Source organism: Halomonas sp. SH5A2, from assembly GCF_014263395.1.
Classification (GTDB): domain Bacteria; phylum Pseudomonadota; class Gammaproteobacteria; order Pseudomonadales; family Halomonadaceae; genus Vreelandella.
In genome coordinates this window covers 3,658,510-3,680,137 of the sequence record NZ_CP058321.1, presented here as the reverse complement: position 1 = coordinate 3,680,137, position 21,628 = coordinate 3,658,510, and the positions used below count along the sequence as shown (strand labels likewise).

At 55.6% G+C, this 21,628-nt stretch carries 23 protein-coding genes and 1 pseudogene; 9 read left to right on the top strand and 15 right to left on the bottom strand.

Going from position 1 to position 21,628, the window contains the following annotated elements; translation table 11 throughout:
* The first annotated feature begins 66 nt into the window (after window positions 1-66).
* From HXW73_RS16950 to HXW73_RS16940, 3 genes are all read left to right on the top strand, one after another.
* Window positions 67-1,044 carry a tripartite tricarboxylate transporter substrate binding protein gene (locus HXW73_RS16950; protein WP_186254194.1) on the top strand — a complete coding sequence of 326 codons (978 nt, stop codon included), beginning with the start codon at window positions 67-69 and terminating at the stop codon, window positions 1,042-1,044.
* Between the two features lie 81 nt (window positions 1,045-1,125).
* Entirely contained in the window at window positions 1,126-2,613 is a 1,488-nt protein-coding gene (locus tag HXW73_RS16945) for a tripartite tricarboxylate transporter permease (RefSeq protein WP_186254193.1), read from the top strand.
* Between the two features lie 6 nt (window positions 2,614-2,619).
* Complete coding sequence (locus tag HXW73_RS16940; protein WP_240538670.1) at window positions 2,620-3,135, top strand: gluconokinase; 516 nt, start codon at window positions 2,620-2,622, stop codon at window positions 3,133-3,135.
* Between the two features lie 35 nt (window positions 3,136-3,170).
* On the opposite strand, the pseudogene HXW73_RS16935 reads toward HXW73_RS16940, so the two are convergent.
* A pseudogene (locus tag HXW73_RS16935) lies at window positions 3,171-3,482 on the bottom strand (IS30 family transposase); the annotation flags it as partial.
* Window positions 3,483-3,792: 310 nt separating this feature from the next.
* Between HXW73_RS16935 and HXW73_RS16930 the strand changes: the two are divergent.
* The gene (locus tag HXW73_RS16930; RefSeq protein ID WP_186256067.1) at window positions 3,793-4,155 is read left to right on the top strand and encodes an ATP-binding cassette domain-containing protein; all 363 of its coding nucleotides are present in this window, start codon (window positions 3,793-3,795) and stop codon (window positions 4,153-4,155) included.
* Window positions 4,156-4,236: 81 nt separating this feature from the next.
* On the top strand, window positions 4,237-4,839 hold the full coding sequence (locus HXW73_RS16925) for a glutathione S-transferase family protein (RefSeq protein WP_186254192.1): 603 nt from the start codon (window positions 4,237-4,239) through the stop codon (window positions 4,837-4,839).
* A 16-nt stretch (window positions 4,840-4,855) separates the two neighbouring features.
* On the opposite strand, the gene trmB is transcribed toward HXW73_RS16925, so the two are convergent.
* The 3 genes from trmB to thiS are packed head-to-tail and all read right to left on the bottom strand — an operon-like array spanning window position 4,856 to window position 6,624.
* Complete coding sequence (gene trmB / locus HXW73_RS16920; RefSeq protein ID WP_186254191.1) at window positions 4,856-5,584, bottom strand: tRNA (guanosine(46)-N7)-methyltransferase TrmB; 729 nt, start codon at window positions 5,582-5,584, stop codon at window positions 4,856-4,858.
* A gap of 12 nt (window positions 5,585-5,596) precedes the next feature.
* Window positions 5,597-6,391, bottom strand: coding sequence for a thiazole synthase (locus HXW73_RS16915; protein ID WP_186254190.1), 795 nt, complete (start codon window positions 6,389-6,391; stop codon window positions 5,597-5,599).
* An 11-nt stretch (window positions 6,392-6,402) separates the two neighbouring features.
* Window positions 6,403-6,624 carry a sulfur carrier protein ThiS gene (gene thiS, locus HXW73_RS16910; RefSeq protein ID WP_186254189.1) on the bottom strand — a complete coding sequence of 74 codons (222 nt, stop codon included), beginning with the start codon at window positions 6,622-6,624 and terminating at the stop codon, window positions 6,403-6,405.
* A gap of 141 nt (window positions 6,625-6,765) precedes the next feature.
* Here thiS and HXW73_RS16905 point away from each other — a divergent pair, with 141 nt between their 5' ends.
* Window positions 6,766-7,176 carry a DUF423 domain-containing protein gene (locus HXW73_RS16905; RefSeq protein ID WP_186254188.1) on the top strand — a complete coding sequence of 137 codons (411 nt, stop codon included), beginning with the start codon at window positions 6,766-6,768 and terminating at the stop codon, window positions 7,174-7,176.
* On the opposite strand, the gene HXW73_RS16900 is transcribed toward HXW73_RS16905, so the two are convergent.
* The 9 genes from HXW73_RS16900 to HXW73_RS16860 form a co-directional block, all read right to left on the bottom strand.
* Window positions 7,136-8,869, bottom strand: a complete 1,734-nt coding sequence (locus tag HXW73_RS16900) for an HD domain-containing phosphohydrolase (protein ID WP_186254187.1) — start codon at window positions 8,867-8,869, stop codon at window positions 7,136-7,138. The two genes, HXW73_RS16905 and HXW73_RS16900, sit on opposite strands and share 41 nt — an antisense overlap.
* Window positions 8,870-9,051: 182 nt before the next feature.
* A complete protein-coding gene (locus HXW73_RS16895; RefSeq protein ID WP_186254186.1) occupies window positions 9,052-9,807 on the bottom strand; it encodes a MauE/DoxX family redox-associated membrane protein in 756 nt (251 codons plus the stop codon).
* 205 nt (window positions 9,808-10,012) lie between these two features.
* Entirely contained in the window at window positions 10,013-11,515 is a 1,503-nt protein-coding gene (locus HXW73_RS16890) for a methyl-accepting chemotaxis protein (protein ID WP_186254185.1), read from the bottom strand.
* A 114-nt stretch (window positions 11,516-11,629) separates the two neighbouring features.
* On the bottom strand, window positions 11,630-14,125 hold the full coding sequence (locus HXW73_RS16885) for an EAL domain-containing protein (RefSeq protein WP_240538668.1): 2,496 nt from the start codon (window positions 14,123-14,125) through the stop codon (window positions 11,630-11,632).
* A 209-nt stretch (window positions 14,126-14,334) separates the two neighbouring features.
* A complete protein-coding gene (locus HXW73_RS16880) occupies window positions 14,335-15,105 on the bottom strand; it encodes a copper resistance protein B (RefSeq protein WP_186254183.1) in 771 nt (256 codons plus the stop codon).
* A gap of 9 nt (window positions 15,106-15,114) precedes the next feature.
* The gene (locus HXW73_RS16875; protein WP_186254182.1) at window positions 15,115-16,923 is read right to left on the bottom strand and encodes a copper resistance system multicopper oxidase; all 1,809 of its coding nucleotides are present in this window, start codon (window positions 16,921-16,923) and stop codon (window positions 15,115-15,117) included.
* Between the two features lie 79 nt (window positions 16,924-17,002).
* Complete coding sequence (locus HXW73_RS16870; RefSeq protein WP_240538667.1) at window positions 17,003-18,331, bottom strand: ATP-binding protein; 1,329 nt, start codon at window positions 18,329-18,331, stop codon at window positions 17,003-17,005.
* Window positions 18,321-18,986, bottom strand: coding sequence for a response regulator transcription factor (locus tag HXW73_RS16865; protein WP_186254180.1), 666 nt, complete (start codon window positions 18,984-18,986; stop codon window positions 18,321-18,323). Before HXW73_RS16865 ends, HXW73_RS16870 begins: the two co-directional genes overlap by 11 nt.
* A 14-nt stretch (window positions 18,987-19,000) precedes the next feature.
* Entirely contained in the window at window positions 19,001-19,507 is a 507-nt protein-coding gene (locus tag HXW73_RS16860; RefSeq protein ID WP_186254179.1) for a cupredoxin domain-containing protein, read from the bottom strand.
* A gap of 186 nt (window positions 19,508-19,693) precedes the next feature.
* On the opposite strand from HXW73_RS16860, the gene HXW73_RS16855 reads away from it, so the two are divergent.
* The gene (locus HXW73_RS16855; protein WP_186254178.1) at window positions 19,694-19,843 is read left to right on the top strand and encodes a hypothetical protein; all 150 of its coding nucleotides are present in this window, start codon (window positions 19,694-19,696) and stop codon (window positions 19,841-19,843) included.
* Complete coding sequence (locus HXW73_RS16850) at window positions 19,840-20,283, top strand: DUF411 domain-containing protein (protein WP_186254177.1); 444 nt, start codon at window positions 19,840-19,842, stop codon at window positions 20,281-20,283. The genes HXW73_RS16855 and HXW73_RS16850 overlap by 4 nt, the downstream gene beginning before the upstream one ends.
* Before the next feature lie 48 nt (window positions 20,284-20,331).
* On the opposite strand, the gene HXW73_RS16845 is transcribed toward HXW73_RS16850, so the two are convergent.
* The gene (locus HXW73_RS16845; RefSeq protein WP_186254176.1) at window positions 20,332-20,847 is read right to left on the bottom strand and encodes a cytochrome b; all 516 of its coding nucleotides are present in this window, start codon (window positions 20,845-20,847) and stop codon (window positions 20,332-20,334) included.
* 137 nt (window positions 20,848-20,984) lie between these two features.
* Between HXW73_RS16845 and HXW73_RS16840 the strand changes: the two genes are divergently transcribed.
* The gene (locus HXW73_RS16840) at window positions 20,985-21,161 is read left to right on the top strand and encodes a hypothetical protein (protein ID WP_186254175.1); all 177 of its coding nucleotides are present in this window, start codon (window positions 20,985-20,987) and stop codon (window positions 21,159-21,161) included.
* Window positions 21,162-21,166: 5 nt separating this feature from the next.
* Here HXW73_RS16840 and HXW73_RS16835 read toward each other — a convergent pair whose 3' ends face one another.
* A complete protein-coding gene (locus tag HXW73_RS16835) occupies window positions 21,167-21,580 on the bottom strand; it encodes a PaaI family thioesterase (RefSeq protein WP_186254174.1) in 414 nt (137 codons plus the stop codon).
* Between the last annotated feature and the right edge of the window lie 48 nt (window positions 21,581-21,628).

The window sequence follows — 21,628 nt, the reverse complement described above, 5'->3', positions numbered from 1 at the left end:
GGGCGATCTGGATTGCACGCTTTCCGTTGGACAACCCATATGAAAACCAAGAGAGAGAGTAAAACAATGACAAAGCTACAGAAAAATCTAACGAAAAAGAATGCGCTCGCATTTTCACTGATTACGCCCCTCGCCTTCGCGGCGGCTGGCGCAATGGCGCAGAGCTACCCAAGCGAGGATATCACCATTATTGTGCCCTACAGTGCTGGTGGCAGTGGTGACACCGTGGCGCGAATTATTTCAGACCCGCTGTCGGAGGAACTGGGCGTCAATGTCAACGTAGTAAATCGACCGGGCGCCGGTGCTGAAGTTGGCATTACTGAGATGGCGAATGCCGACCCGGACGGGTACACCCTGGGCGTGTTTGGCTATCCCGATAACTTCGTAGTAGAGAATACCCGCGACGTTGACTTTAATTCCGATGAAGATCTGGAGTTTCTGGCTCAGTTTGACTCTACCCCCATGGGCATTTTCGCAAAGCCGAACGCCAATTATGACGATCTTGAGAGCCTGCAGGCGTACGCATCGGAAAATCCCAACGCGGTCATAATCGGTGAAAGCGGTGCTCTGGGTCTGCTCAGTGCTCTGGCCTTCGAATCCAACCTCGGTATCGAGTTGACAGAAGTTCGGTATGGCGGTGGCGGCGATTTAATGAATGCCATTCTGGGCCAACACATCGACTTGGCGTCAACGTCGTCAATGAGCCACGACCCCATCGTCGATGGTGGTGGTAAACCAATCGCTTTCGCGGCCGCTGAACGCATGGAGATGTTCCCTGATGTGCCCACCATGAAGGAACTGGGTACAGACCAGGTTATGGAAGTTGGCCGAGTGATGGTCATGCCGACGGGTGCATCCGATGAAGTCCGGGAAACACTCACCACGGCGCTCGATGCCATTTCTACCAATCAGGATATGATTGACACCTTCCTCGAAGCATCATTGCCCTACAACTATCTGGGCCATGAAGCCATAAACGAAAAGGTTGAAATGTCCAACCGTCAGTTCCGGGAAGTGATCGAAGCCAACGCTGATCAGTTCTAACTTTCTGCTCTCCGGCGAGGCACAGGTGACCTGCGGGTCGCTGTGCCTCCTGCCTTATTTCTTTCTTTGAGGAAAAGCCTGATGGATTTCGCATTACTGGGGGAGTTGTTGTCCCCTACAGTCTTTCTGGCGGCTTTTGCTGGCGTTTTGATCGGTATTTTTGTCGGAGCGATTCCCGGCCTCAATGGCGCCGTGGGCATCTCTCTTATGTTGCCAATGACTTTTGCCATGCCACCGCAACTAGGCATTTTGCTGCTTGGCGGCATTTATATGGGCTGTATGTACGGAGGCTCGATAACCGCAATTCTGATCAATGTGCCGGGCGATGTCGTTGCAGCGCCTGCCGCCATGGAGGGACATCCACTTACCCTACAGGGCAGGTCCCGGGAAGCGCTTTATTATTCCATTTTTTCCAGCGCGGTGGGTGGTACCGTCGGCGTGCTGGTCATGATTCTGTTTACGCCGCCGCTCGCTCGCTTTGCTTTGCAGTTTGGGCCGGCGGAAATGTTTTTTGTCTCCCTGTCAGGGTTGATTATCGTCGGTGCCCTGTCCGGCAGCGTACCGAAATCGGCGTTTGCCGTTTTGTTTGGTCTGTTTATCAGCACAGTAGGTATTGACCAGATAGCCGGCGCCGATCGCTTTTCGTTTGGCCAGAATGAATTACGGGCAGGTATATCCGTAGTGCCGGTAGTTCTGGGGTTGTTCTGTATCGCTGAAATGCTGTCTGTTCTGGGCCGAAAAGACGGGCCGGCAACGGTTTTCAAGGAACAGGATATTAAGCGCCGGACGGTGATCAGTGACCTGTTAAAGCGGAAATTACTGCTGGCCAAGGGTTCGGTCATTGGTACGATTATCGGTTTGCTGCCCGGGGTGGGCACTACACTTGCGGTGTTTATCTCGTACGCCGAAGCCAAACGCAGTTCCAAACATCCGGAAACGTTTGAAAAAGGCAATGTGGACGGTATCGTAGCGGCGGAAAGCGCCAATAATGCGACGGTCGGTTCCGCGCTCGTGCCATTACTGGCACTCGGGGTGCCGGGCAGCCCCACCACTGCGATCATCGCCGGGGCTCTGGTCGTCCATGGCGTTATCCTGGGGCCATCGCTGTTTCAGAACCGGCCAGACATCGCCTTTGTGTTTATTTATGGGATGTTATTAACTGTCGTGGCTATGGGGCTTATCGGTGCCTACGGCATTAAGTATTTCTCCTACATTCTGAAGATACGATCTGCCTATATAGTGCCGACAGTGCTCGTGTTGTCGCTGTTCGGGGCTTACAGCTTGCGCAATAGTCTTTTCGACGTGTTCATCGCTATTGCCGTGGGTATTTTAGGTGCCTTGTTCCGGCGTTTCAGCATCCCGCCGGCGCCCATCATCATTGGCGTTGTGTTGGGTCCGCTGATTGAAATCAACCTTGGCCGGTCGTTAGTTATTGCCCAGGCCCGGAGCCAGTCGCTGGTGGAGTATCTGTTTGATTCCACGCTTTCGATGGGGCTCTTTGCCATCGTAATCGTGCTGCTTTTAATTGTCATACAGATGCGGCGCAAGATGTCCGCCACGGGAGGGTAAAGCACCGTGACAAAACCAGGTCGTATTATTGTGATGGGCGTATCCGGCTGCGGAAAGTCCACAGTGGGAGAACAGCTTGCCGAGTATTATGAGGTTCCATTTTTCGATGCGGACGACTACCACAGCTCGCACAGCGTAAAGAAAATGGCCGCGGGCGAACCCTTGACGGATGCCGACCGAGTTGAATGGCTTGATCGGCTGGCAGGCCTGGTTGCCGAACACAAGGACGTCGTGCTTGCCTGTTCGGCCCTCAAGGAGCGCTATCGTGTCCAGTTGGGTCAACTATCGGTTCCGTCGCCTCGGTTTATTTACCTGGCCGGAGATTTCGCCCTGATCCGCGAACGCCTGCGGGCCCGCACGGGACATTATTTTTCCGGAGACGAAATGTTGCACAGTCAGTTCAATACTCTAGAGGTGCCGGAACCAGAAAAGGCCGCACACATTTCGATCGACGCACCCTTGGACAAGGTCCTCAGCCGATGCAGGGCGTACATAGACGGGAGCAGTTCAACCAATATTTAGGAAGACGCCAATGAAAGCACCGCATGTACACAACGCCCCAGACTGTCGGTACTAGAGCCGTACTGCCAGGGGCTGTGCGGATCAGCAAAGTAGATAGCGGTCCCGGCGCGTTGCATAATCTTTGCAAGCTTTACCATCTCGCGTCCTTGTTCGTATGTCATTGACAGGCGCAGAGCCCTCGGTACTTCGTTTAGTTGGTTGCTAAAGCCCACCGTAGCGGCTCTTGTGTTCGTGCCATCCCGCTTCACTAGTATGACGAGCGGGGGCGTGCGCTCCGCTAACGTGACGTTGGCGGAACGCATGTTGACCCCCATGATGAGATTGCCCTCCCAATGGCCAGGCATGAGCCCGGCTTATTCATGATGCCCCCACGACCGAATAACCTAGGGAATAGTGTCACGACCTGGCATACCAAGCCGGTTCCTGGCCGACGCCACGACTGCTCAAGAGCAAGGTAGCCACCACGGTAGCATGGCGAGACTACACGTATCTGGAGTCTCCCTTATCCGGAGACTTGCTGGTTTTGTCTCGGAACCGTTTTATCTTTTTCTTTGCTTCAGCTAAATGGCGTTCTTCCTCAAGTCAAGATACAAGAACTAATGGGCACCCCTGGCTCTGGTCGATGAGTCGGGCTGTGGCAAGACAACGTTTGCAAAGATGCTTTTGCGGTTGCTCGACCCGACGAGTGGCAGTGTTTCCCTGCGCGGGAAAGACATCGCACATATGAATAGCAAGGAATTGCGACAGTTCCGCACTGAGGTGCAGACCGTATTTCAGGATCCCTGGGCATCGCTTAGCCCTAGAATGCGGATCTACGATATCGTGGCTGAAACCTTGGTCGTCAATCAGAAGTTGACCCGACAGGAGCTGACGCGGCGCGTCGACGAGTCACTCACTGCCGTGGGATTGCGGCCCCAAGATGCTAAAAATACCGAGGTAGATATTATTGCCACATTGGGGCGTTATGGGTGCAGCGCTGACATCATGTGCGTTGTTCCCAACCTCAAGGCCCGGGGTTGATTTTTTCGACCTATCGGCCTATTGCGTTGCGCGCGTTAGCCACGCAAGCTGCGGTGAACGTGCCCATCCAAGGAGACTCCCATGCAACTCTACCTGAACGCGACCTCCCCCTATGCCCGCGTGGTGCGGGTTTGTCTGTATGAAAAGCAGTTGATCGAGCGCACCGAGCTTTGCTGGTGTGACCCCTGGGCGACGGATAGCGAGCTTTTGCAGATTACCCCGCTCAGCCGCATCCCGACGCTGGTTACTGACGAAGGCGAGGTGCTGACCGAGTCGCTTTTGATAGCGCTCTATTTGGACGCCCAGGGCGAAGGGGATTCACTGTTGCCACATAAGGCATATGCGGAAACCCTGTCGCTGGCCGGGCTTGGCCATGGCTTGACGGAGGCGGCGTTCAATGTGGTGATTGGCCGCAAGCATTATGGTCATGAGGTCGATACAACGGTATTGGGCAGCCGCCGCTTGAAAGCCATCGAGCGCACGCTGGCAACGCTGGATGCGCACCCAAGCGTGCTGGCGGGTAATGAGGAACGCACGCTGGGGGCAATTACCGTTGCCGTGGCGCTTTGCTATATCAGCTTTCGCTTACCGGCCTTTGATTGGCCTAACCGCTTTCCGACGCTTCAGGCCTGGCATGCCAAGGTGGTGGAGTGCGAGAGCTTTGCGATGACGGCGTTTGAGTAGCTTTTAAGGCAAGCGCCTAGTCTTCCCGCCGGTAAATCAGATCCCACACTCCATGACCGAGTTTTTCGCCGCGAGCCTCAAACTTGGTCAGAGGGCGGAACGCCGGGCGGGGTACGTAGGGGGCGGTGTCAGCGCCTGCCGTATTGGCGTAGCCGGGAGCGTCTTCCATCACGTCGGCCATCCATTCGGCATAGGCTTCCCAGTCGGTGGCCAGATGAAAGGTGCCGCCAGGCTTAAGACGGGTGCGAATCAGCTCAACAAACGCAGGCTGCACGATGCGCCGCTTGTGGTGTTTCTTTTTCGGCCAGGGGTCGGGGAAGAACAGCTGAACGGTGGTCAGTGAGCCTGCCGGTAGACACTGCTCCAACACGGCCAGGGCGTCTTCGCGGTAAACGCGCAGGTTGGTGAGGCCGCGTTTATCCGCTTCATCGAGCAGTTTGCCCACGCCGGGGGCGTGCACCTCAATGCCGATAAAGTCGGTTTCCGGATGGGTTTCGGCCTGCTCAATCAGCGAGTTGCCCATGCCAAACCCGATCTCGACGACGCGAGGCGCCTGGCGGCCAAACAGGGCGTCCAGATCTTGATGGCCGTCGGCGATGGTCAGCCCCAGGCGTGGCCAAATATCTTCTAAACCACGCGTTTGTGCTGGGGTCATACGCCCGGCGCGAATCACATAGCTTTTAATACCCCGGCGGTGCAGTGGGGCGTCGGCGTTTTCGGGGGCGGTGTCTTTCGTATCGGTCATGGTGTCTCTGTATCAGCCGTTAATCCGGCCAGCAAAAGGCGAAGAGGGGTCGGCGGTTTGGCGGCGTGGCATACGGCCTGACAAAAAGGCGTCTCGGCCAGCTTGTACGGCAAGCTTCATGGCGTTGGCCATGCGCAGTGGGTCGCGGGCATGTGCAATCGCGCTGTTCAGCAGTACGCCGTCGCAGCCCAGCTCCATGGCCATGGCGGCATCGGAAGCAGTGCCAATGCCCGCATCCACCAGCACCGGCACGCGGCTTTGCTCAACGATCAAGCGCACGTTGTGCGGGTTTTGAATGCCGTGGCCGGAGCCAATCAGCGAGCCCAGCGGCATGATGGCGCAGCAGCCCATGGCTTCCAGTTCGCGTGCCACAATGGGGTCGTCGCTGGTGTAGACCATGACGTCGAAGCAATCAGCGAGCAGCGTTTCCGCGGCTTTTAGGGTTTCGACCACGTTCGGGTAGAGGGTGGTGTCATCGCCCAGCACTTCCAGCTTGACCAGGTTATGGCCGTCAAGCAGTTCGCGGGCCAACCGGCAGGTGCGCACGGCGTCTTTGGCGGTGTAGCAGCCTGCGGTGTTGGGCAGCAGGGTGTAGCGCTTGGGCGAAATCACATCCAGTAGGTTGGGCGCTTCAGCATCCTGGCCCAGGTTGGTGCGGCGCACCGCAAAGGTGACGATCTCAGCGCCGCTTTGGGCAATGGCCGCGCCGGTTTCGTCGAAGTCTTTATACTTGCCGGTACCGACCAGCAAGCGAGAGCTAAAGTCGCGTCCGGCAACGGTAAACGGTGTATCAGTTAGTGGCGTCATCATGGATTCCTTTAGCCGCCGCCAATAGCGTGGACGACCTCTATATGGTCGCCATCGGTCAGGCGGGTGTCGGCAAGCTGGCTTTTGGGCACGATTTCTTCGTTGATCTCAACGGCAATGCGGCGGCCACTGAGCCCTAGTTCTTCCACAAGGTCAGCCGCCGTCGCGCCCGCGGCGAGGGAGCGTGGATCGCCGTTGAGCGTAAGCTGTATCGACTCATTAGAGGTAGACATAAACTGGGCGCGTCCCATTGTGTGCAACAAAACGTGTGAGTATAGACACCCTCCATTGTAGCGGTTTCACGACGTGCAAGGTATGTGGCAGCGTTAAACTGCACAATGAAAGCCGATAAATCGCTAGATGAGGAGAGCAAGGTGCAGCGAACAGATAAAGTGTGGTGGCTCTGGGTAGCGCTTTCCGGGGCACTGATGGTGATGCTGGGTGCCTATGCGGCCCATGGCCTCGAAACGCGTGCCAGCGCCGAACTCATAAGCGCAGTAGAAACCGGGGTGCGCTACCAGGCCTGGCATACGCTGGCCATGCTGGCGGTACTGGTATGGCGCAGTAGCTGCCCGGTAGCGGGGCAGCGCTGGGTGCTGGCGCTTTGGAGTCTGGGGATTGCGGGTTTTTCGGGCTCGCTTTACCTGATGGCACTGGCGGGTCAGAACCTGGGCATTGTGACCCCCATCGGCGGGCTGCTGCTGGTGGCAGGCTGGCTGGCGCTGGGAGGGGTGGCTATGCGGGCTAACTTTTCAGCACGCCCACCCCATAGTCCAGTGGATTGACGATGCCTTCTAGCTTGCCGATCTGCGATATATCGCCTTGGGTGATGACGCTGCTGATGTTGGTGTCAGGAAAGCGCAGGTTCTTGACCACGTGGACCTGGCTGGGCATGCCCTTGCCGTTGATGTCCATGACCCAGGCAAGGAAGCCGCCCGAGAACTTGGCTAAGCTGCCAATTGGGTATAGGCCATAGATTTGGATATATTCCACCAAAACGGTTTTGTCGTAGGCGGCGTCTGTTTCATGAATTCGGCGGTAAGCGTCAATGGGCGCTCGTGGGGGGACACCATTACGCGAATAGAGCAGCTTGTTAATCGCCTTGATGACCGATACGAGCCTAACCGTCTCCGATAGCTGTTCATCTCGCTTGCCCGCCGGGTAGCCGGAGCCGTCCAGTCGCTCGTTAGCGTTCTCAATCACATCGCGGCAGATGGGGCTAGGTGTCCAGTTCAGCGCCTGCAGCTTATCAAGTAGCTGCTTGACATGGCCGCTGAGAATATCCTTCTGTGCCGGGGTCATATTAACCTTGAGCGACGGCAACTGCTCGCTGATAAGCAGTGGCTTGCCCATGGTGTGCAGCAAAGCACCCAGTGCAGCTCCGCGCACCTGGGGTGAATGCGGGTCGCGGATCACCAGTATGTCGATGAGTTGGCCAGTCACCTGCACGGCGTGTCTTACCCAGTCTGGCTCATTACGCAAAAACGCCAAGGCATAAAGGAAGGTCTTGCGATCCTGCTCGACCAGGTAGCGCAGGGTATCGACGCAATCGTAGAAGATCTCGGCCGGAAAAATCTGACGGTTTTTCATGTACATCAGGCCCACTTGCAGTTGATGGGAGACGTCCATCACACCGCGTTCCATGGGCGACTGGCGAGCCTGCTTATCACGCTCTTGAGCTTCGCGTTGCTGGATCTTCTTCTCCTTCGTACCAGGAATAAACAAGGGGGAGTGATAGGCCATTTTGTCGTTCGTTCCGGTACGGTAGGCGGCCTCCCGTTCTGACTCATTCACATAGTGGAATAGGGTTTCAGTCTGAGATGTCGAAAGATTAGTGAACTGAATGCCGATTACCGCATAGCCGTGGTTACCGAAGGGGCGAATATGGCGGATGTTGCCTTCGCTAAAAAAACTATCTCCGTTGGGAAACGAAAGCGTTACCCCAGGTATTGCTTGATCGACGCCCATGGCGATACTGTCCGCCAGATCAATGTCGACCATGCACCCCCCGATAGACAGGTTACGCAGCCTGCCTGGCACATTGAGCGCATGCGGATAGACTTCAATGCCAACACGGGTGTGCATGCCCAGAATAAAAGGGATGCGAACGGCGCCTCGGTTTTCTTTAACGAAAACCGTTTCCGGCAGCTGGCACTCCAGGCGATACAGCGTACTGTCTGTTTTGAGCAGCTTGACGGCAACATTACTGAGACTATAGGTCTCACGCTCAATGGCGTGGGGGCCTCTCAGCGCTTCCAGGTCAAAGCTCAGGCTGTCGCTGGTTAAGTAGCCCTCAATATCTGACCCAGCATAGTCCACTTCCAGGACCATGCGCCCGTTACCCTGGTTCAACTCAATGACCTCTGCCTTCAAGGCATAGGGCATGTTTCTGGAATATATAGATAGCTCATGAGCATGCTGAAGCAGTGAGCGAATCACGCTTGCCGAGGGGTTTTCGTACAGGGTAGGAGTCGCCATTTGAAATACCTGCGCATGCGTTATTAATTATTATATTTCCTATATCAACGTCATAGGCTTTTTATATGATAAGAAAGACTATATAGACTTTGATTAACAGGGCAATCATTCCAACGGTAAATTTTTGTTCCCGACCCACAACGGCAGTCACTTGAGGGGGTGGCACCTTTTGGCAGTTTTACCTACCCCGCTAACATACGCAGCGGCATCCACAGCCCCATGGCGATCATCACCAAGTTTTCAGTGAGCGAGACAAACCCCAGTGGTACATTGCTGTTGCCGCCCACGCAAGCGCATTTCAGCTCGCGCTTGTCGATATACACCGCTTTAAACACCGAAACAGCACCTACCGTGCCAACGAATAAGGCCAGCGGTGCGGCCAGCCAGATCAGTGCACCGGCCAGCATTAGAAGACCCGCCAGCGTTTCGGCGTAGGGATAAAAATAGCTGTAGGGCACATAGCGCTGGGCCAGCAGGTCGTAGTTCAAAAACATGCTGCTGAAGCTTTCGACGTCCTGCAGCTTTTGCAGACCCAGCAGTACCATGGCGGTGGCGACCGCGTATTCCGGCATGCGCGCCGTGATTAACGACCCCTGGGCGGCCCAGCTAATGGCCAAGCCAATCAGCAGGGCTATGGCGAAAATTGCCAGCACTGGCCGGTAAGTCGTGCCTTTGGCGTTGGGAACGCTCATCCCCAAATGCTCACGCAGCTCTTCGTAGCCGCCGATACGCTGATCACCGATGTACACCTGGGGTGTGGTGTCGACATTCTCTTGGGCTTTAAAGGCGTCGATTTCATCGCGCGATGTTAACGGGTGGTCGTCAACCTCAAAGCCTTTGCGTTTGAGCAAATCAACCGTCTTCAAGCCGAACGGACACATATGTTCGGCGGTTTTCATCCGGTAAACCCGTGCGGTTGAGTGTGTTGATGATGCCATGGCAACCTCCTTATTTTGCCTGAACCGGGCGATAGGCATAGCGCTTATAAACACTAATTTTTATACGCCACAGTTCTTGTAAACTATGTCTTTTATAAACATAGCCCCTGGGGTTGCCTTCAGGTCAAGTTTTCGCAGATACACCTTGCCGTTCAGCAGCCCATAAGGGTTGCTGAACGGCTTCGCGGATAAATAGGGTTGGCGGTTAGGCAGTGGCAGGCGCGATAAGCATTTGCTTATTGGTCAATGAGGAAGGTGACGGTAGTGTGAAACCACTTACAGCATTCATCATAGTGTCGGCGGTATTGGAGAGCCGCTCTGCCATGCGATGCGAGTTATCCACCGCTTCGCGGGAAAGCTCCAATGCACTATAAATTTCATTAACACTTTGCTCTAACTCTTCAACGCCCTGGTGCTGCTGCTGGACGGCGTTGTCCATATTGGTCAAGCGCATCGCTACTTGCTCGAAACTTTGTATAAGTGACTGGGTGGTATCAGCGATAGTAGAGGTTTGGTCGACGCCTTTTGAAACCTGATCAGTGGTGTCGGTGATGGTCTGGCGGATCCGAGACGCGGTGTTCTGGGTGTTCTTCGACAGCGTACGAACTTCGTTAGCCACTACGGCGAAGCCTAACCCGTGCTCACCTGCTCGTGCGGCTTCCACGGAAGCATTCAGTGCCAGTAGGTTGGTCTGGAAGGTAATGTTGTCGATTTCGCTAAGCATTTCATGGATGTTGCCCGCGTGCTGTTTTAGCCGGCGCATCATTTCGCCCATTTCTGCGACTTGCTTACCGTTTTGACGTGCGATTTGTTCGGCATGAGTGGCCAGTTTGCGAATGTGCTGTGATTCTTCGGCAGTTTCGCGTGTAGTAGCAGCGAGTTCTGCGGTACTGGTGGAGATACGCTCAGTTTGACTGCTGTTGCGCGCTGTTTGCGTCCGTAATTGTTCCTGGGAGACAAAAAGCTGCTGACTGTAGTCTGTGACGTGGCTGGCCGCTGCTTGGGTTTTGCGCAAACTTTCAGCAACCTGGTCGCGCATGTTAACGACGGCTGCTACTGCGGGTAGCTTCTGTTGTTGATCGCTAAAGGCCATATCCAGATTACCGGCACCAGCGGCGACAGCAAAGCGGCTGACATAAAGGCCTTCTTTCACCATGCCTTCCAGCACCTTGGCTAGATAGCCCAGAATGACCACCTGAACCACGACGGCACCGCCATGCATTAGCAAGCAATAGAGTAAATCTGCAAAGCCGTGGCTGCTATCCCCGCTTGTCATGCTTTGCATGTCGCCCATACTGGTATAAAGCTGAACTGCGCCCTGGTATTGAAGCCAGGTAAACAAGGCGTGATGTAGTGCGATCACTAGCCCACCCAATGCAATAACACGCCAGTCGCTGTAAAGAATCAAGACAGCAAGTAAGATAAAGATACTGAAGTGAGCTTCGATCAGCCCACCGCTTTGTTCGATCAACACGGCCGACCAGGCCATCATTACAGCGGCTTTAACGAACCCGTTAATAATATGGCCGTGCCATCTGTGTTGGACAATGTACGTCAGCGGTAGGGTAATGATGCCTGCTACGAAAGCCAGTAATAGGGTTTGCGTAAAAATACCCACAACCACGCATAACAAAACGATAAAGCCTAGTGGCAACCACATGAGCCTATCGGTGCGTGCGATATGGTTGGAAAGGGATGCATCAGCCATTGTTGTCGTGTCCTTGCCTGTTATTTGAAGCGATCAGGATTGCTAAATACGAGTCATAATTGTACATGAACTGTACAATTATATTTGTAACAATAAGGGAGGCACAACGATTATTCATTGCGCAAAGTTGGCGTGATCTGCTGCATCGTTTTTGACGATTGCGCTCGAGAAAGCCGCCGCCGTGCCGGGGCGGCCGAACAGAAAACCTTGATAAACATGGCAGCCCAGTTGAGAGAGCACCAAGCGCTGGTCGTCGGTTTCCACGCCTTCGGCCACTACCCTGAGCCCCAGGCTTTGCGCAAGGGCGATGATGGTTGCGGCAATCGGCGTGGCTTGCATGCCCAGGGCCAGATCCCTGACGAAGGCAATGTCGATTTTAAGCGTGTCGAGGGGTAATACCTTGAGATAGGCAAGTGATGAATAGCCCGTTCCGAAGTCATCCAGAGCAAAGCTGACGCCCACATTTTGTAGCTGCTGCATTTTTTTGATGGTGCCTTCGGGGTCGCTTAATAGCAGCGATTCAGTAAGCTCCAGCGTCAAGCGTTCGGGGGGCGCATCATGTTGTTGAATGACCGACAGAACTTGGTCGGCAAAGTCAGGCTGCTGGAACTGGCGGACGCTGACATTCAACGACAGTTGAAGGCCTTGAAGCGCCGGAGTATGGCGCCATTCGCTCAGCAGTCGGCAGCCTTCCTGTAAGACCCAATGCCCCAACGGCAGGATAAGCCCTGTTTCTTCAGCGATGGGAATGAAGCGTCCGGGCGAAATCATGCCGCGTTCAGGATGCTGCCAGCGTATAAGGGCTTCGGCGCCGATCACCTGACTGTCGGCATCGACCTGAGGCTGTAAATAAAGGCATAGTTCGTTGTGGTCTATGGCGTGCTGCAATTCACGTTCAAGTGTCAGGCGCTCTTCCAGTTCGTCTTCCTGTGCTTGATGAAAGAGGCTTGGTTTACCATCTCGCTGGCGCTTAGCTTCCAACAGGGCTAGACCGGCTCGTTTGAAAAGCTGCGGCGTCGGTTCCCGGTCGAGGGGCTGGAAGATCAGCACGCCAACATTGAGTTGGCACGGATAGGGATGGCCTCTTAGAAGATAGTCAGCCGTCAGCGACGCGACTATCTCATCAATGAGACGCATCGCTTCCTGCTCGGCGCTGAGTGCTTCGTGGGAGGCAAGCGTGCCGACCAAGGCGAACTCGTTGCCGTCCAGCCTGGCGACCAGCCACTCAGCCTCGGACCATTGTTGAAGGCGTCCGCCCAGTTGGCGTAGCAGCTCATCGCCAATATCTTGCCCCAGACTGTCGTTGAGTACCTTGAAGCGGTCAATATCAAATAACGCCAAAAATGCGTAAGGGTGGGTAAGCGTTTTTGAAGCGCCAAGCTCGGCGAGCCTTTCCTGCAAAGCCCGCCGGTTGGGAAGCTCGGTCAGTATGTCGTGATAGGCGAGGTGGCGAATACGCTCTTGGGCCTGCTGCTCTTTAGAACGGTCGCTGAGCAGCGCGACGTAGTCCCGGTCATCGCTGTCGGCGTAGGTGACGCGGCTAACGCTCAGCCAGGCGGGAAAGGTTTCACCGTTGGCATTTAGGGCGGTGATCATGCCGCTCCATTCGCCCTTTTTTTCCAATGCTTGGCGGACGTGCTGGCTGATTGAGCGCCTGTCTTCGGCGTAGTCAAGTTGTGATACCGACATGCCTTCAAGCTGCTTGCTACTGAGACCTACCAATCGTTCAAACGCCGCGTTGCACAGGCGAATTCGGGCCTGTTCATCGAGCAGTATCACGCTATCCTGCAGCGCGGAAATGACTTCGAGCAAACGCGTCTGAGTCATGTATTCATGGCGCTCGCTGTCATGCAGCCGACGCTGTACCCGGGTAGCCACTAACGCAAGCAACGCAGTCAATACCGCAACGCCACCAATCAGGTAAATAATCCAGTGGGAAGCTGGCGATACCGAAGGTGTCACGGCATCAGGGGTAGGCACAAACCAGGCCGCCTGCATGGCGGAGTAATGCATTCCACACACCGCGGTGGAGAAACACAATGCTGCAATCAAGGCACAGGTTCTGGAGCGCTTTAGGCCCCATTCATGCTGGCAAAGGCGGTAGGCGTAGACGCACGCTATGCCTAAGCTAACCGCGACCAGCAGCGATAACAAAAATAGGGTCAGGGAGTGATGTAGCTCGGCGGGCATACGCATGGCAGCCATGCCGCTGTAGTGCATTAGCCCGATCCCGACACCAAGGCCGACGCCTGATAGTAGAAGCGCTCGATGAGGAGGTTTATCGCTGGAAAGCACGACCATGGCAATAAAGCTGCCCAGCATGGCAGGCACAATCGATATTAAGGTCAGAGCTGGCGCATGGCTTACCGGAAAATCAAGCTGATAGGCATGCATGCCGATAAAGTGCATGCTCCAAACACCCAGCCCCATGGCGCTGGCCCCAGCGCAAAGCCAACCAAGTCGCCAGGCGGGGTTGGATCCTTTCCTCACCAGCTTGATGATATCCAAGCCAGCGTATGAAGCGGCAAGGGCAACCAGCCATGAAACCAGCACCAGGAAATTATCGTGTTCTCCCTGAACCGCGTTCAAGGCACCAGAGTCTGACAACATATTGAATAGCATTTATAGACCGCCGACCCTTTTATTACTGTTAACATTTAATATCGGCACATATCTTTTAATCTGTAATAGATTTGTTCAATAGCGTTTGCAACGGCGCTCAAATATGCCAAAACCTTAACACGCAATGCACCCCAACGGTGCAAGTGCAGCGTTAGGGTGCTGGTCAAGATGGTTAGGTGGAAGGTATTGGCTGTGGTTTAAAACATCAGCTTCACACCGGCGACAACGCCGGTGTCTTCGGTGCCGTCGCCACTGGCGCGGGAGAGGTCGGCGGTGTTGCCATATTCTTTCTCCCAGTAGGCGCCAACATAGGGGGCGAAGCGGCGGGTGACTTCATAGCCTAGCCGCAGGCCAGTGCGAACAGAGTTAAGCCCTTCGCCGACGCCAAATTCTTCCACCTCATTGGCGGCCACGGCGATTTCGGTGCGCGGCTGGAGATAAAGCCGCTGAGTCAGGCGCAAGTCGTATTCGCCTTCGAAACTGGCGGCGACGTCGCCCTCATCGCTGACTTGCATGGCAACATCAGTTTCAATGCCGTAGGGCATCACGCCCTGCAGACCAACAACCCCGTAGGTGCGTTCGGCGTGATCATCGGAGAACGCGCCGCCCTGGTAGCCCACACCGCCCTGTAGCTCCCAAAAGTCGGCAACCAGGCGGCTATACAAGAGCTCCAGAGACTCAAACTCGGCGTCTTCGCCGTCACCCTGAACGTTCTCACCTTCTGATTTGAGATAAACGCGGTTAACGTCGCCGCCGAACCAGCCCTGAAAGTCCCATACCAGGGTGTCTTGGCCTTTATCCGGCACGGCGTATTCCAGTCGGTCGAACAGTGCCATGCCCATGTTGTGTTCCGTCATGGGGGCAGGCCAGTTGTCTGGTGCGTCGTAGCCGTCTTCGGCTTGGGAACTGGCGGCAGCGGCCATGGCCAGCACCGCGCTGGCACAGCATAAATAGCGTTTGGTGTTCATACGGCTTCCTTAAGAAACTTGTACAACGCGGAACATGCCAGCGTCCATGTGATAAAGAAGGTGGCAGTGGAAGGCCCAACTGCCCTCGGCATCCGCGGTGATCAGCGCCGATACTCGCTCGCCGGGCTTGACGTTCAGGGTGTGCTTGCGCGGAATCAGCTCGCCATGGCCGTTTTCCAGCTCCATCCACATGCCGTGAAGGTGGACGGGGTGCTCCATCATGGTGTCGTTGACCAGGATCAGGCGCAGGCGCTCGTCCTTCTCGAAGTGGATGGGGCCGGTTACTTCGCTGAACTTCTTGCCGTCGAACGACCACATGTAGCGTTCCATGTTGCCGGTCAGGTGCAGCTCCATTTCGCGGCCGGGCTCGCGGCGGTCGGGCCATGGGGTAAAGGCTTTCAGGTCCCGGTAGACCAGCACGCGGCGTTCGTCGGGGTCTATGCCAATACCTGCCTGGCCGTAACGCGAGCCAGGCTGGGCTTCGCCGGCAACCAGCATGCCATTTTCACGAGTCTTGGCGCTTTCTTGCTCCATTCCGCTACTGCCGTGATCCATGCCGTCCATATCGCCGTGGTCCATGTTGGCGTGGTCCATGCCTTCCATGTCACCGCCGGACATGCCGGAGTGGTCCATACCTTCCATGCCAGAATGATCCATGCCGCCCATACCGTGGGCACCCATGGCTTCCATGCCGCGGTCGGCAATTTGGCGGCGCTTGGGTATCTCGCCCTGCATGCCCTCACGCGGGGCCAGGGTGGCGCGTGCGTAGCCGCTGCGATCCATGGATTCGGCAAAAATGGTATAAGCCTGGTCGTCGTCGGGGGAGACCAGAACGTCGTAGGTTTCTGCAACGCCAATGCGGAATTCATCCACGGGCACGGGTTGTACCGGCTGGCCGTCGGCGGCCACCACGGTCATCTTTAAACCGGGAATGCGCACATCAAAATACGACATTGCCGAGCCGTTGATCACCCGAAGGCGCACACGCTCACCGGCCTTGAATAGCGCGTTCCAGTTTTCCTCCGGCGAGTGGCCGTTGAGCAGATAGGTATAAGTGCTGCCGGTGACATCGGCGATATCCCGCGAACTCATGCGCATCTTGGCCCACATGCTGCGCATCTCGGCGGTTTGCGAGAAGCCTTTATTGCGAACATCGGCAAAGAAGTCAGCGATCGTGCGTTCCTGGAAGTTGTAATAGCCTTCCATGGTTTTCAGGTTACGAAACACCGACATCGGATCTTCAAAGGTCCAGTCGGTGAGCAGTAGCACATGTTCACGGTCGTAGCGGATGGGTTCACGCTCGGCGGCATCTATAATCAAAGGCCCGACATGGCCAAGCTGCTCCTGCATGCCGGAATGGCTGTGATACCAGTAAGTGCCGTTCTGGCGAACCGGGAAGCGGTAGGTATAGGTCTCGCCCGGCGCAATACCGGCAAAACTCACGCCGGGTACGCCATCCATTTCCGGCGGTAGAATCAACCCGTGCCAGTGGATGGACGTTGACTCGTCCAGCAGGTTGGTCACGCGGAGTACGGCGTCCTGGCCTTCTTTCAGACGAATCAGCGGGCCAGGGCTGGTGCCATTAATCGTGAAGGGGCGTGCGTTCTGGCCATCGATGGCAAGCGATTCACGACGAATCGCCAGTGAAACATCGGGACCCTCTTCTATTCCCTGGGAATAGACATTTGATTGACCCCAGGGGTTGGCCCAAGCGGGGGTTAAACCCAGGGCGGCGGCAGAGCCAACTCCCAGGGCGGCACCGCCTTTAAGCACCTGGCGGCGTGAAAGCGGGTGAGAAATAATACGTGAGCGTGACATCGGTGACTCCCATCAATGACGATTACTCATATTGATGGAAGAAGCTGAAACTAAGCTGAATGGAGCCTCATCATGGCGTTTAATGATAATTAACGTGGGTCAAGGGCAGGCATAGCGTCACCCGCAAACCACCCAGCGGGCTTTTCGCAAAGTGGGTGGTGCCACCGTAGCGCGTCATCAATTGGGCAAGAATGGAAAGCCCAAGGCCGTAGCCTGGTGGGCGCTCGTCCAGCCGAGTGCCGCGCTCGCCGAGTTTGGCAAGGTCCTGCGCGGGCACGCCCGGCCCGTCGTCGTCCACGGTCAAGGTGAGTGATTGGTCAAGCGCCAACTGGCAGTGCACCTGCGTGCGGCTCCACTTACCGGCGTTATCCAGCACGATGCCCAGCATTTCGGCAAAGTCATGGGCCTCGATGGGTACCACTGCCTTGGCGTGCTCACTATAGGTGAGCTGAAAGTTGCGCTCGGGATAGAGGCTGCGGAACATCTCGATCAAACGCCGGCTTTCCTTCTCAAGGTGCACCATGCGCCCGGCATTGGGGCCAGCAATGCGCGCACGGCGCAGCTCTGCGTCCAGTTGGGCGTTAATGTCCTCAATGCGGCTGAGCAGTTTGCGGCGGCGGTTGTCGTCAATGGGCCGATTGCCGCGTAGAACTTGGGTGATCGCCGCCAGCGGGGTTTTCAACGCGTGGGAGAGGTTTGCTACCGACTCCCGCGAGCGCTGAAGGCGCAGGTCGATGTCATCCATAAAGTGATTAAGCTGAGCGACCAGAGCATCCAGCTCAGCCGGGGCGGTGAGCGAAAGTCGTTGGCGCTCGCCCGCTTGAAGCGCCGCCAACTGACCGCGCAACTGCCATAACGGCGTTAGGCTGCGATTGACGGCCAGCAAATTAAGCGTAATCAGCATCACCAAAAGCCCGGCAGCAATGCCGCCTACCCACCAGTGCAGCGTCGCCAGGCCCGCTTCAACCTGGGAAAAATCCTCGCCTACCAGCAGTACGCCGCTTGCGCCCTGCCATTCAAAATGGCGGCGGTAGACCAACAGGCGCTGCCCATTGCGTTCAACGTCTAGTAGCGCATCGCCGCTCTGCTCAAGCAGCGGGGCGAGCTCGTTCTGCCACAGGCGGTCGGAGGCACTCACTGTGCCGTTAAGGCGCAGCACGTATAAATGATGGAAAACTTGATAGCCCTGGCTGACCGAGTCGAGCGAGGTGGGTACGGCGGTTTCGCCTTGTGCCAGCTGCGCGACCGCGTGGTCGGCTTCACGCTCTAGGCGCTCGCCTAAAAAATCCCGCGCCAGATTCTGTAACAGGATCCCATGCAGTAACCAGGTAGTAATGACCACCAGTAACGCGACACCGCCCAGCCATAGCAGCAGGCGGAAGCGCAAGCTACCTTGATTAATACGCAACGAACACGTACCCCTGGCCACGGCGGGTTTGGATCAGTGACTTGCCCACATAGCGACGTAAGCGAGCAATGTAGACCTCGACCAAGTTAGAAGCCGCTGCGTCCTGGTCAAGTGTATACAGTTGGTCGAGCAGGAGGTCTTTCGAGAGCACTCGATTGGGGTGATGCATTAAGTAGCGCAATAAACGAAACTCGGTGGCTGTTAGAGGGTGATCGGCTTGGCCGTTGACGCTAACGCATTGGCTGGCCTCATCCAATATCACGCCGCTAAGTGTCAGCCGTGCGGAATGTCGCACAGAGCGCCGCCGCAGCAGGGCCTTTAACCTGGCCATCAGCTCGGCTTCGTGAAAGGGTTTGGTGAGGTAGTCGTCCGCGCCTTTTTCCAAGCCGATAACCTTATCTTCCCAGGTATCCCGCGCGGTGAGAATCAAAATGGGGGTGTCCCGGTCTTGTTGCCGCCATTGGCTCACAAGCGTAAGGCCCGAGCCATCGGGAAGGCCGATGTCTATAATCGCTAACTCATACTGTTCGGTTGCCATCAGTGACGTAGCCGCCTTCACCGAGGCGGCTACGTCAACCAGGTAACCATTGTCTTTTAGACTCTCTGCCAGGCTTTCGGCCAGCAGATCATCGTCTTCCAATAGCAACAGTTTCATTGGCGAAGGCCAGGTTAGAAAGTGATATCGCCGTACATACCGGATTCATAGTGGCCAGGAATATTGCAGGCGTATTCCAGGCTTTCGACATTTTCAGGGGCGGTCCATACCAATGTCTTGGTTTCACCGGGGGCAATCGTGACGGCAGGCATATTGCCACCATGCTCGCCCTCTGCCATATCATGCCCGCCGTGATCACCATGGCCGTCACCGTGGTGGCCGCCGCCCATTTCCTGCATCATCTCACGATGTGCTTCTTGGGCTTCCTTATCGCCGATCACGAATTCATGTTCAATACTGCCGGTATTGTGGATTTCAAATTTGACCGTTTCCCCGGCGGCTATCTCTAACGCTTCGGGGTCAAACCACATGTCACCTGCTTCAATGCTGATGGTACGGTCTACATCAGCATCGTTTGGCGTGTGGTGCGCGCCATCATGCTCGCCTTCTGCCCAGGCAGTGCCTGCCAGCAAGCTTAACGTAATAGCGAACACGCTCGATGAAAGATAGGTCTTGAACATAGTTACTCACCTCGAAAGTTATTGTGACGTTTTCTTTATACGGCGTTAACCTGAAACGAGCCTGAACCTGACCGGCAAAACATGATCTATCGCAATATTCCTTCGGCCAAACCAGCGAGCCGCTTGACCTTGGGGTAACCCCAGGGTTGTAAGCTTTCGTAGTGCCTACTTGTCAGGAGATTTGCCATGATGAACGCCGATTGCTTTGCTTTAATGAGTTCCATGGGTTGGTTTGGCTGGTTGATGCCGCTGACTTTTCTACTGCTGGTCGGCTTGAGTATCGCTGCGCTGGCAAAATATTTGTTTAGCCGTACCTCAAAGGGAGATCCCTCATGAACCGTTTAACTGCCTCGCTGCTATCAGGCGCCTTGCTTCTCGGTGCCACATCGGCCCAAGCCGCGCTGCCAGCTGAAGCCACGCTTTACAAGAACCCGCAGTGCGGCTGTTGCGATGAGTACGCGCGCCATCTGGAAGAACAGGGCGTTGACGTCACCATTATCGATGATGCTGAACTTGGCGAGATCAAGCAGCAGGCGGGCGTGCCTTATGGCCTGGGCTCGTGTCACACCATTGAGATGGGCAAGTATTGGATCGAGGGCCATGTGCCGATGGAGGCCGTCACCAAGCTATTTGACGAGCAGCCTGATGTCGATGGTATCGGCCTTGCCGGTATGCCGATCGGCACGCCGGGTATGCCAGGGCCACAGAGTGAACCCTATAACGTCTACGCGTTTAGCGACCAGCAAGATGAGCCGTTTATGACGCTTGAACCGTAAGCGTTAACGTCAGGCAGGAAATATCCTGCCTGACTCTGCAACGAATCATCAGCTTTTTGCTTGTCCAACCATTCGGTTGAGTGTGCCGTCCTGGTGTACACCATGATGCAGTAGCACCATAAAAATGTGCCCCAGAACTAACACCGTGAGGATATATGCCAATGGGCCGTGCAAGGCTTGAGAAATGTCAGTAAAGGGCGTGTCGATCCCCTTGGACACCAAACGGTCAAAAAGACGAATGCCGTAGCCCTGCAAAATACCGCTTAACGGTGTGGCCAGCAGTAAAAGATAAATGGATACATGGCCTATTAACACCGCTTTTCCTTGATGAGGCGGTCGGTTACTTAACTGCACTAAAAGCCAAACAACGCGCAGCATCAAAAGCCCTAAAATGCCAAAGCCAATAGTGGCGTGCCAAGGCTGAAATACTTGGCTAAACGCATTGCCGGGTTGCCAGCTGTTCATATAAGTGCTGACAAGCTGAGGCGTCACCAGCAGCGCCGTGACCCAATGTAATAAGCGGCTAACCGCGCCATAACGCTCGCGTGAATCTTCCAACGCCATAAGCTACCGTCCTTTTATATATCATTAATAACATCAGTAGAGTTTGGCGTCTTTTATATTCCATGAAGCTGAATTAAAGCTTAAAAGCATTAATCTGATAAGCACCTGAAAACGTCGTAAGTAGAAGGGCCGCCGCCATGGCCACACAACACCAGCGCTGTAGAGGGTTGGATGTGGTGCGCTACTCGACCTCGCAACTTAGCGAGCAACTTGGCTCCGGGTTTGAATTACTGAGTGAGCACCTTGAGGTGCATGAAACGCCCGTGGGTCGCCGTCAGCAGTTTCTTTATACCCATTTTAGAGATAGCCGATAATCAGCTTACTTATCCGGCAGCACATAGCTGGCGGTGACGTGGATGACCGGTTTGGTTTCATCGGCAGTGGAGACGATCTGCACTTCGCCCACCGCGAGGCGGCGGCCGAGCTTGATCAGCTTGGCGTGGGCGATGATGTCATGGTCGCCGGAGGCGGCGCGCAGAAAATGGCAATTCAGGTCGCTGGTCAAAGCCATCGGCTCCGGGCCAATCTGCGCCAGAATGGCGACGTACATGGCCACATCGGCAAAGCCCATCATGGTCGGGCCGGACACGCGCGGGCCTGGTCGCAAGTGCTCGTTACCAATCGTCAAGCGCATGGTGGCGCTCATCTCCCCCACGCTTTCAATCCGGCCCATGCGCTGGGGAAAGACTTCATCGAGAAAGTGTTCGATCTGCTCGACAGTCATCACGGTCATTATTGTTTTCCTTCATAAAAAAGCCCCGAGGCAAACGCCCCGGGGCTG

Bases quoted from the DNA above. Each gene is read 5' to 3' on its own strand.
- HXW73_RS16950 (WP_186254194.1), top strand. From the start codon at position 67: ATGACAAAGCTACAGAAAAATCTAACGAAAAAGAATGCGCTCGCATTT.
- HXW73_RS16945 (WP_186254193.1), top strand. From the start codon at position 1,126: ATGGATTTCGCATTACTGGGGGAGTTGTTGTCCCCTACAGTCTTTCTG.
- HXW73_RS16930 (WP_186256067.1), top strand. From the start codon at position 3,793: ATGCTTTTGCGGTTGCTCGACCCGACGAGTGGCAGTGTTTCCCTGCGC.
- HXW73_RS16925 (WP_186254192.1), top strand. From the start codon at position 4,237: ATGCAACTCTACCTGAACGCGACCTCCCCCTATGCCCGCGTGGTGCGG.
- trmB (WP_186254191.1), bottom strand. From the start codon at position 5,584: ATGACCGATACGAAAGACACCGCCCCCGAAAACGCCGACGCCCCACTG.
- HXW73_RS16915 (WP_186254190.1), bottom strand. From the start codon at position 6,391: ATGACGCCACTAACTGATACACCGTTTACCGTTGCCGGACGCGACTTT.
- thiS (WP_186254189.1), bottom strand. From the start codon at position 6,624: ATGTCTACCTCTAATGAGTCGATACAGCTTACGCTCAACGGCGATCCA.
- HXW73_RS16900 (WP_186254187.1), bottom strand. From the start codon at position 8,869: ATGGCGACTCCTACCCTGTACGAAAACCCCTCGGCAAGCGTGATTCGC.
- HXW73_RS16895 (WP_186254186.1), bottom strand. From the start codon at position 9,807: ATGGCATCATCAACACACTCAACCGCACGGGTTTACCGGATGAAAACC.
- HXW73_RS16890 (WP_186254185.1), bottom strand. From the start codon at position 11,515: ATGGCTGATGCATCCCTTTCCAACCATATCGCACGCACCGATAGGCTC.
- HXW73_RS16885 (WP_240538668.1), bottom strand. From the start codon at position 14,125: ATGTTGTCAGACTCTGGTGCCTTGAACGCGGTTCAGGGAGAACACGAT.
- HXW73_RS16880 (WP_186254183.1), bottom strand. From the start codon at position 15,105: ATGAACACCAAACGCTATTTATGCTGTGCCAGCGCGGTGCTGGCCATG.
- HXW73_RS16875 (WP_186254182.1), bottom strand. From the start codon at position 16,923: ATGTCACGCTCACGTATTATTTCTCACCCGCTTTCACGCCGCCAGGTG.
- HXW73_RS16865 (WP_186254180.1), bottom strand. From the start codon at position 18,986: ATGAAACTGTTGCTATTGGAAGACGATGATCTGCTGGCCGAAAGCCTG.
- HXW73_RS16860 (WP_186254179.1), bottom strand. From the start codon at position 19,507: ATGTTCAAGACCTATCTTTCATCGAGCGTGTTCGCTATTACGTTAAGC.
- HXW73_RS16855 (WP_186254178.1), top strand. From the start codon at position 19,694: ATGATGAACGCCGATTGCTTTGCTTTAATGAGTTCCATGGGTTGGTTT.
- HXW73_RS16850 (WP_186254177.1), top strand. From the start codon at position 19,840: ATGAACCGTTTAACTGCCTCGCTGCTATCAGGCGCCTTGCTTCTCGGT.
- HXW73_RS16845 (WP_186254176.1), bottom strand. From the start codon at position 20,847: ATGGCGTTGGAAGATTCACGCGAGCGTTATGGCGCGGTTAGCCGCTTA.
- HXW73_RS16840 (WP_186254175.1), top strand. From the start codon at position 20,985: ATGGCCACACAACACCAGCGCTGTAGAGGGTTGGATGTGGTGCGCTAC.
- HXW73_RS16835 (WP_186254174.1), bottom strand. From the start codon at position 21,580: ATGACCGTGATGACTGTCGAGCAGATCGAACACTTTCTCGATGAAGTC.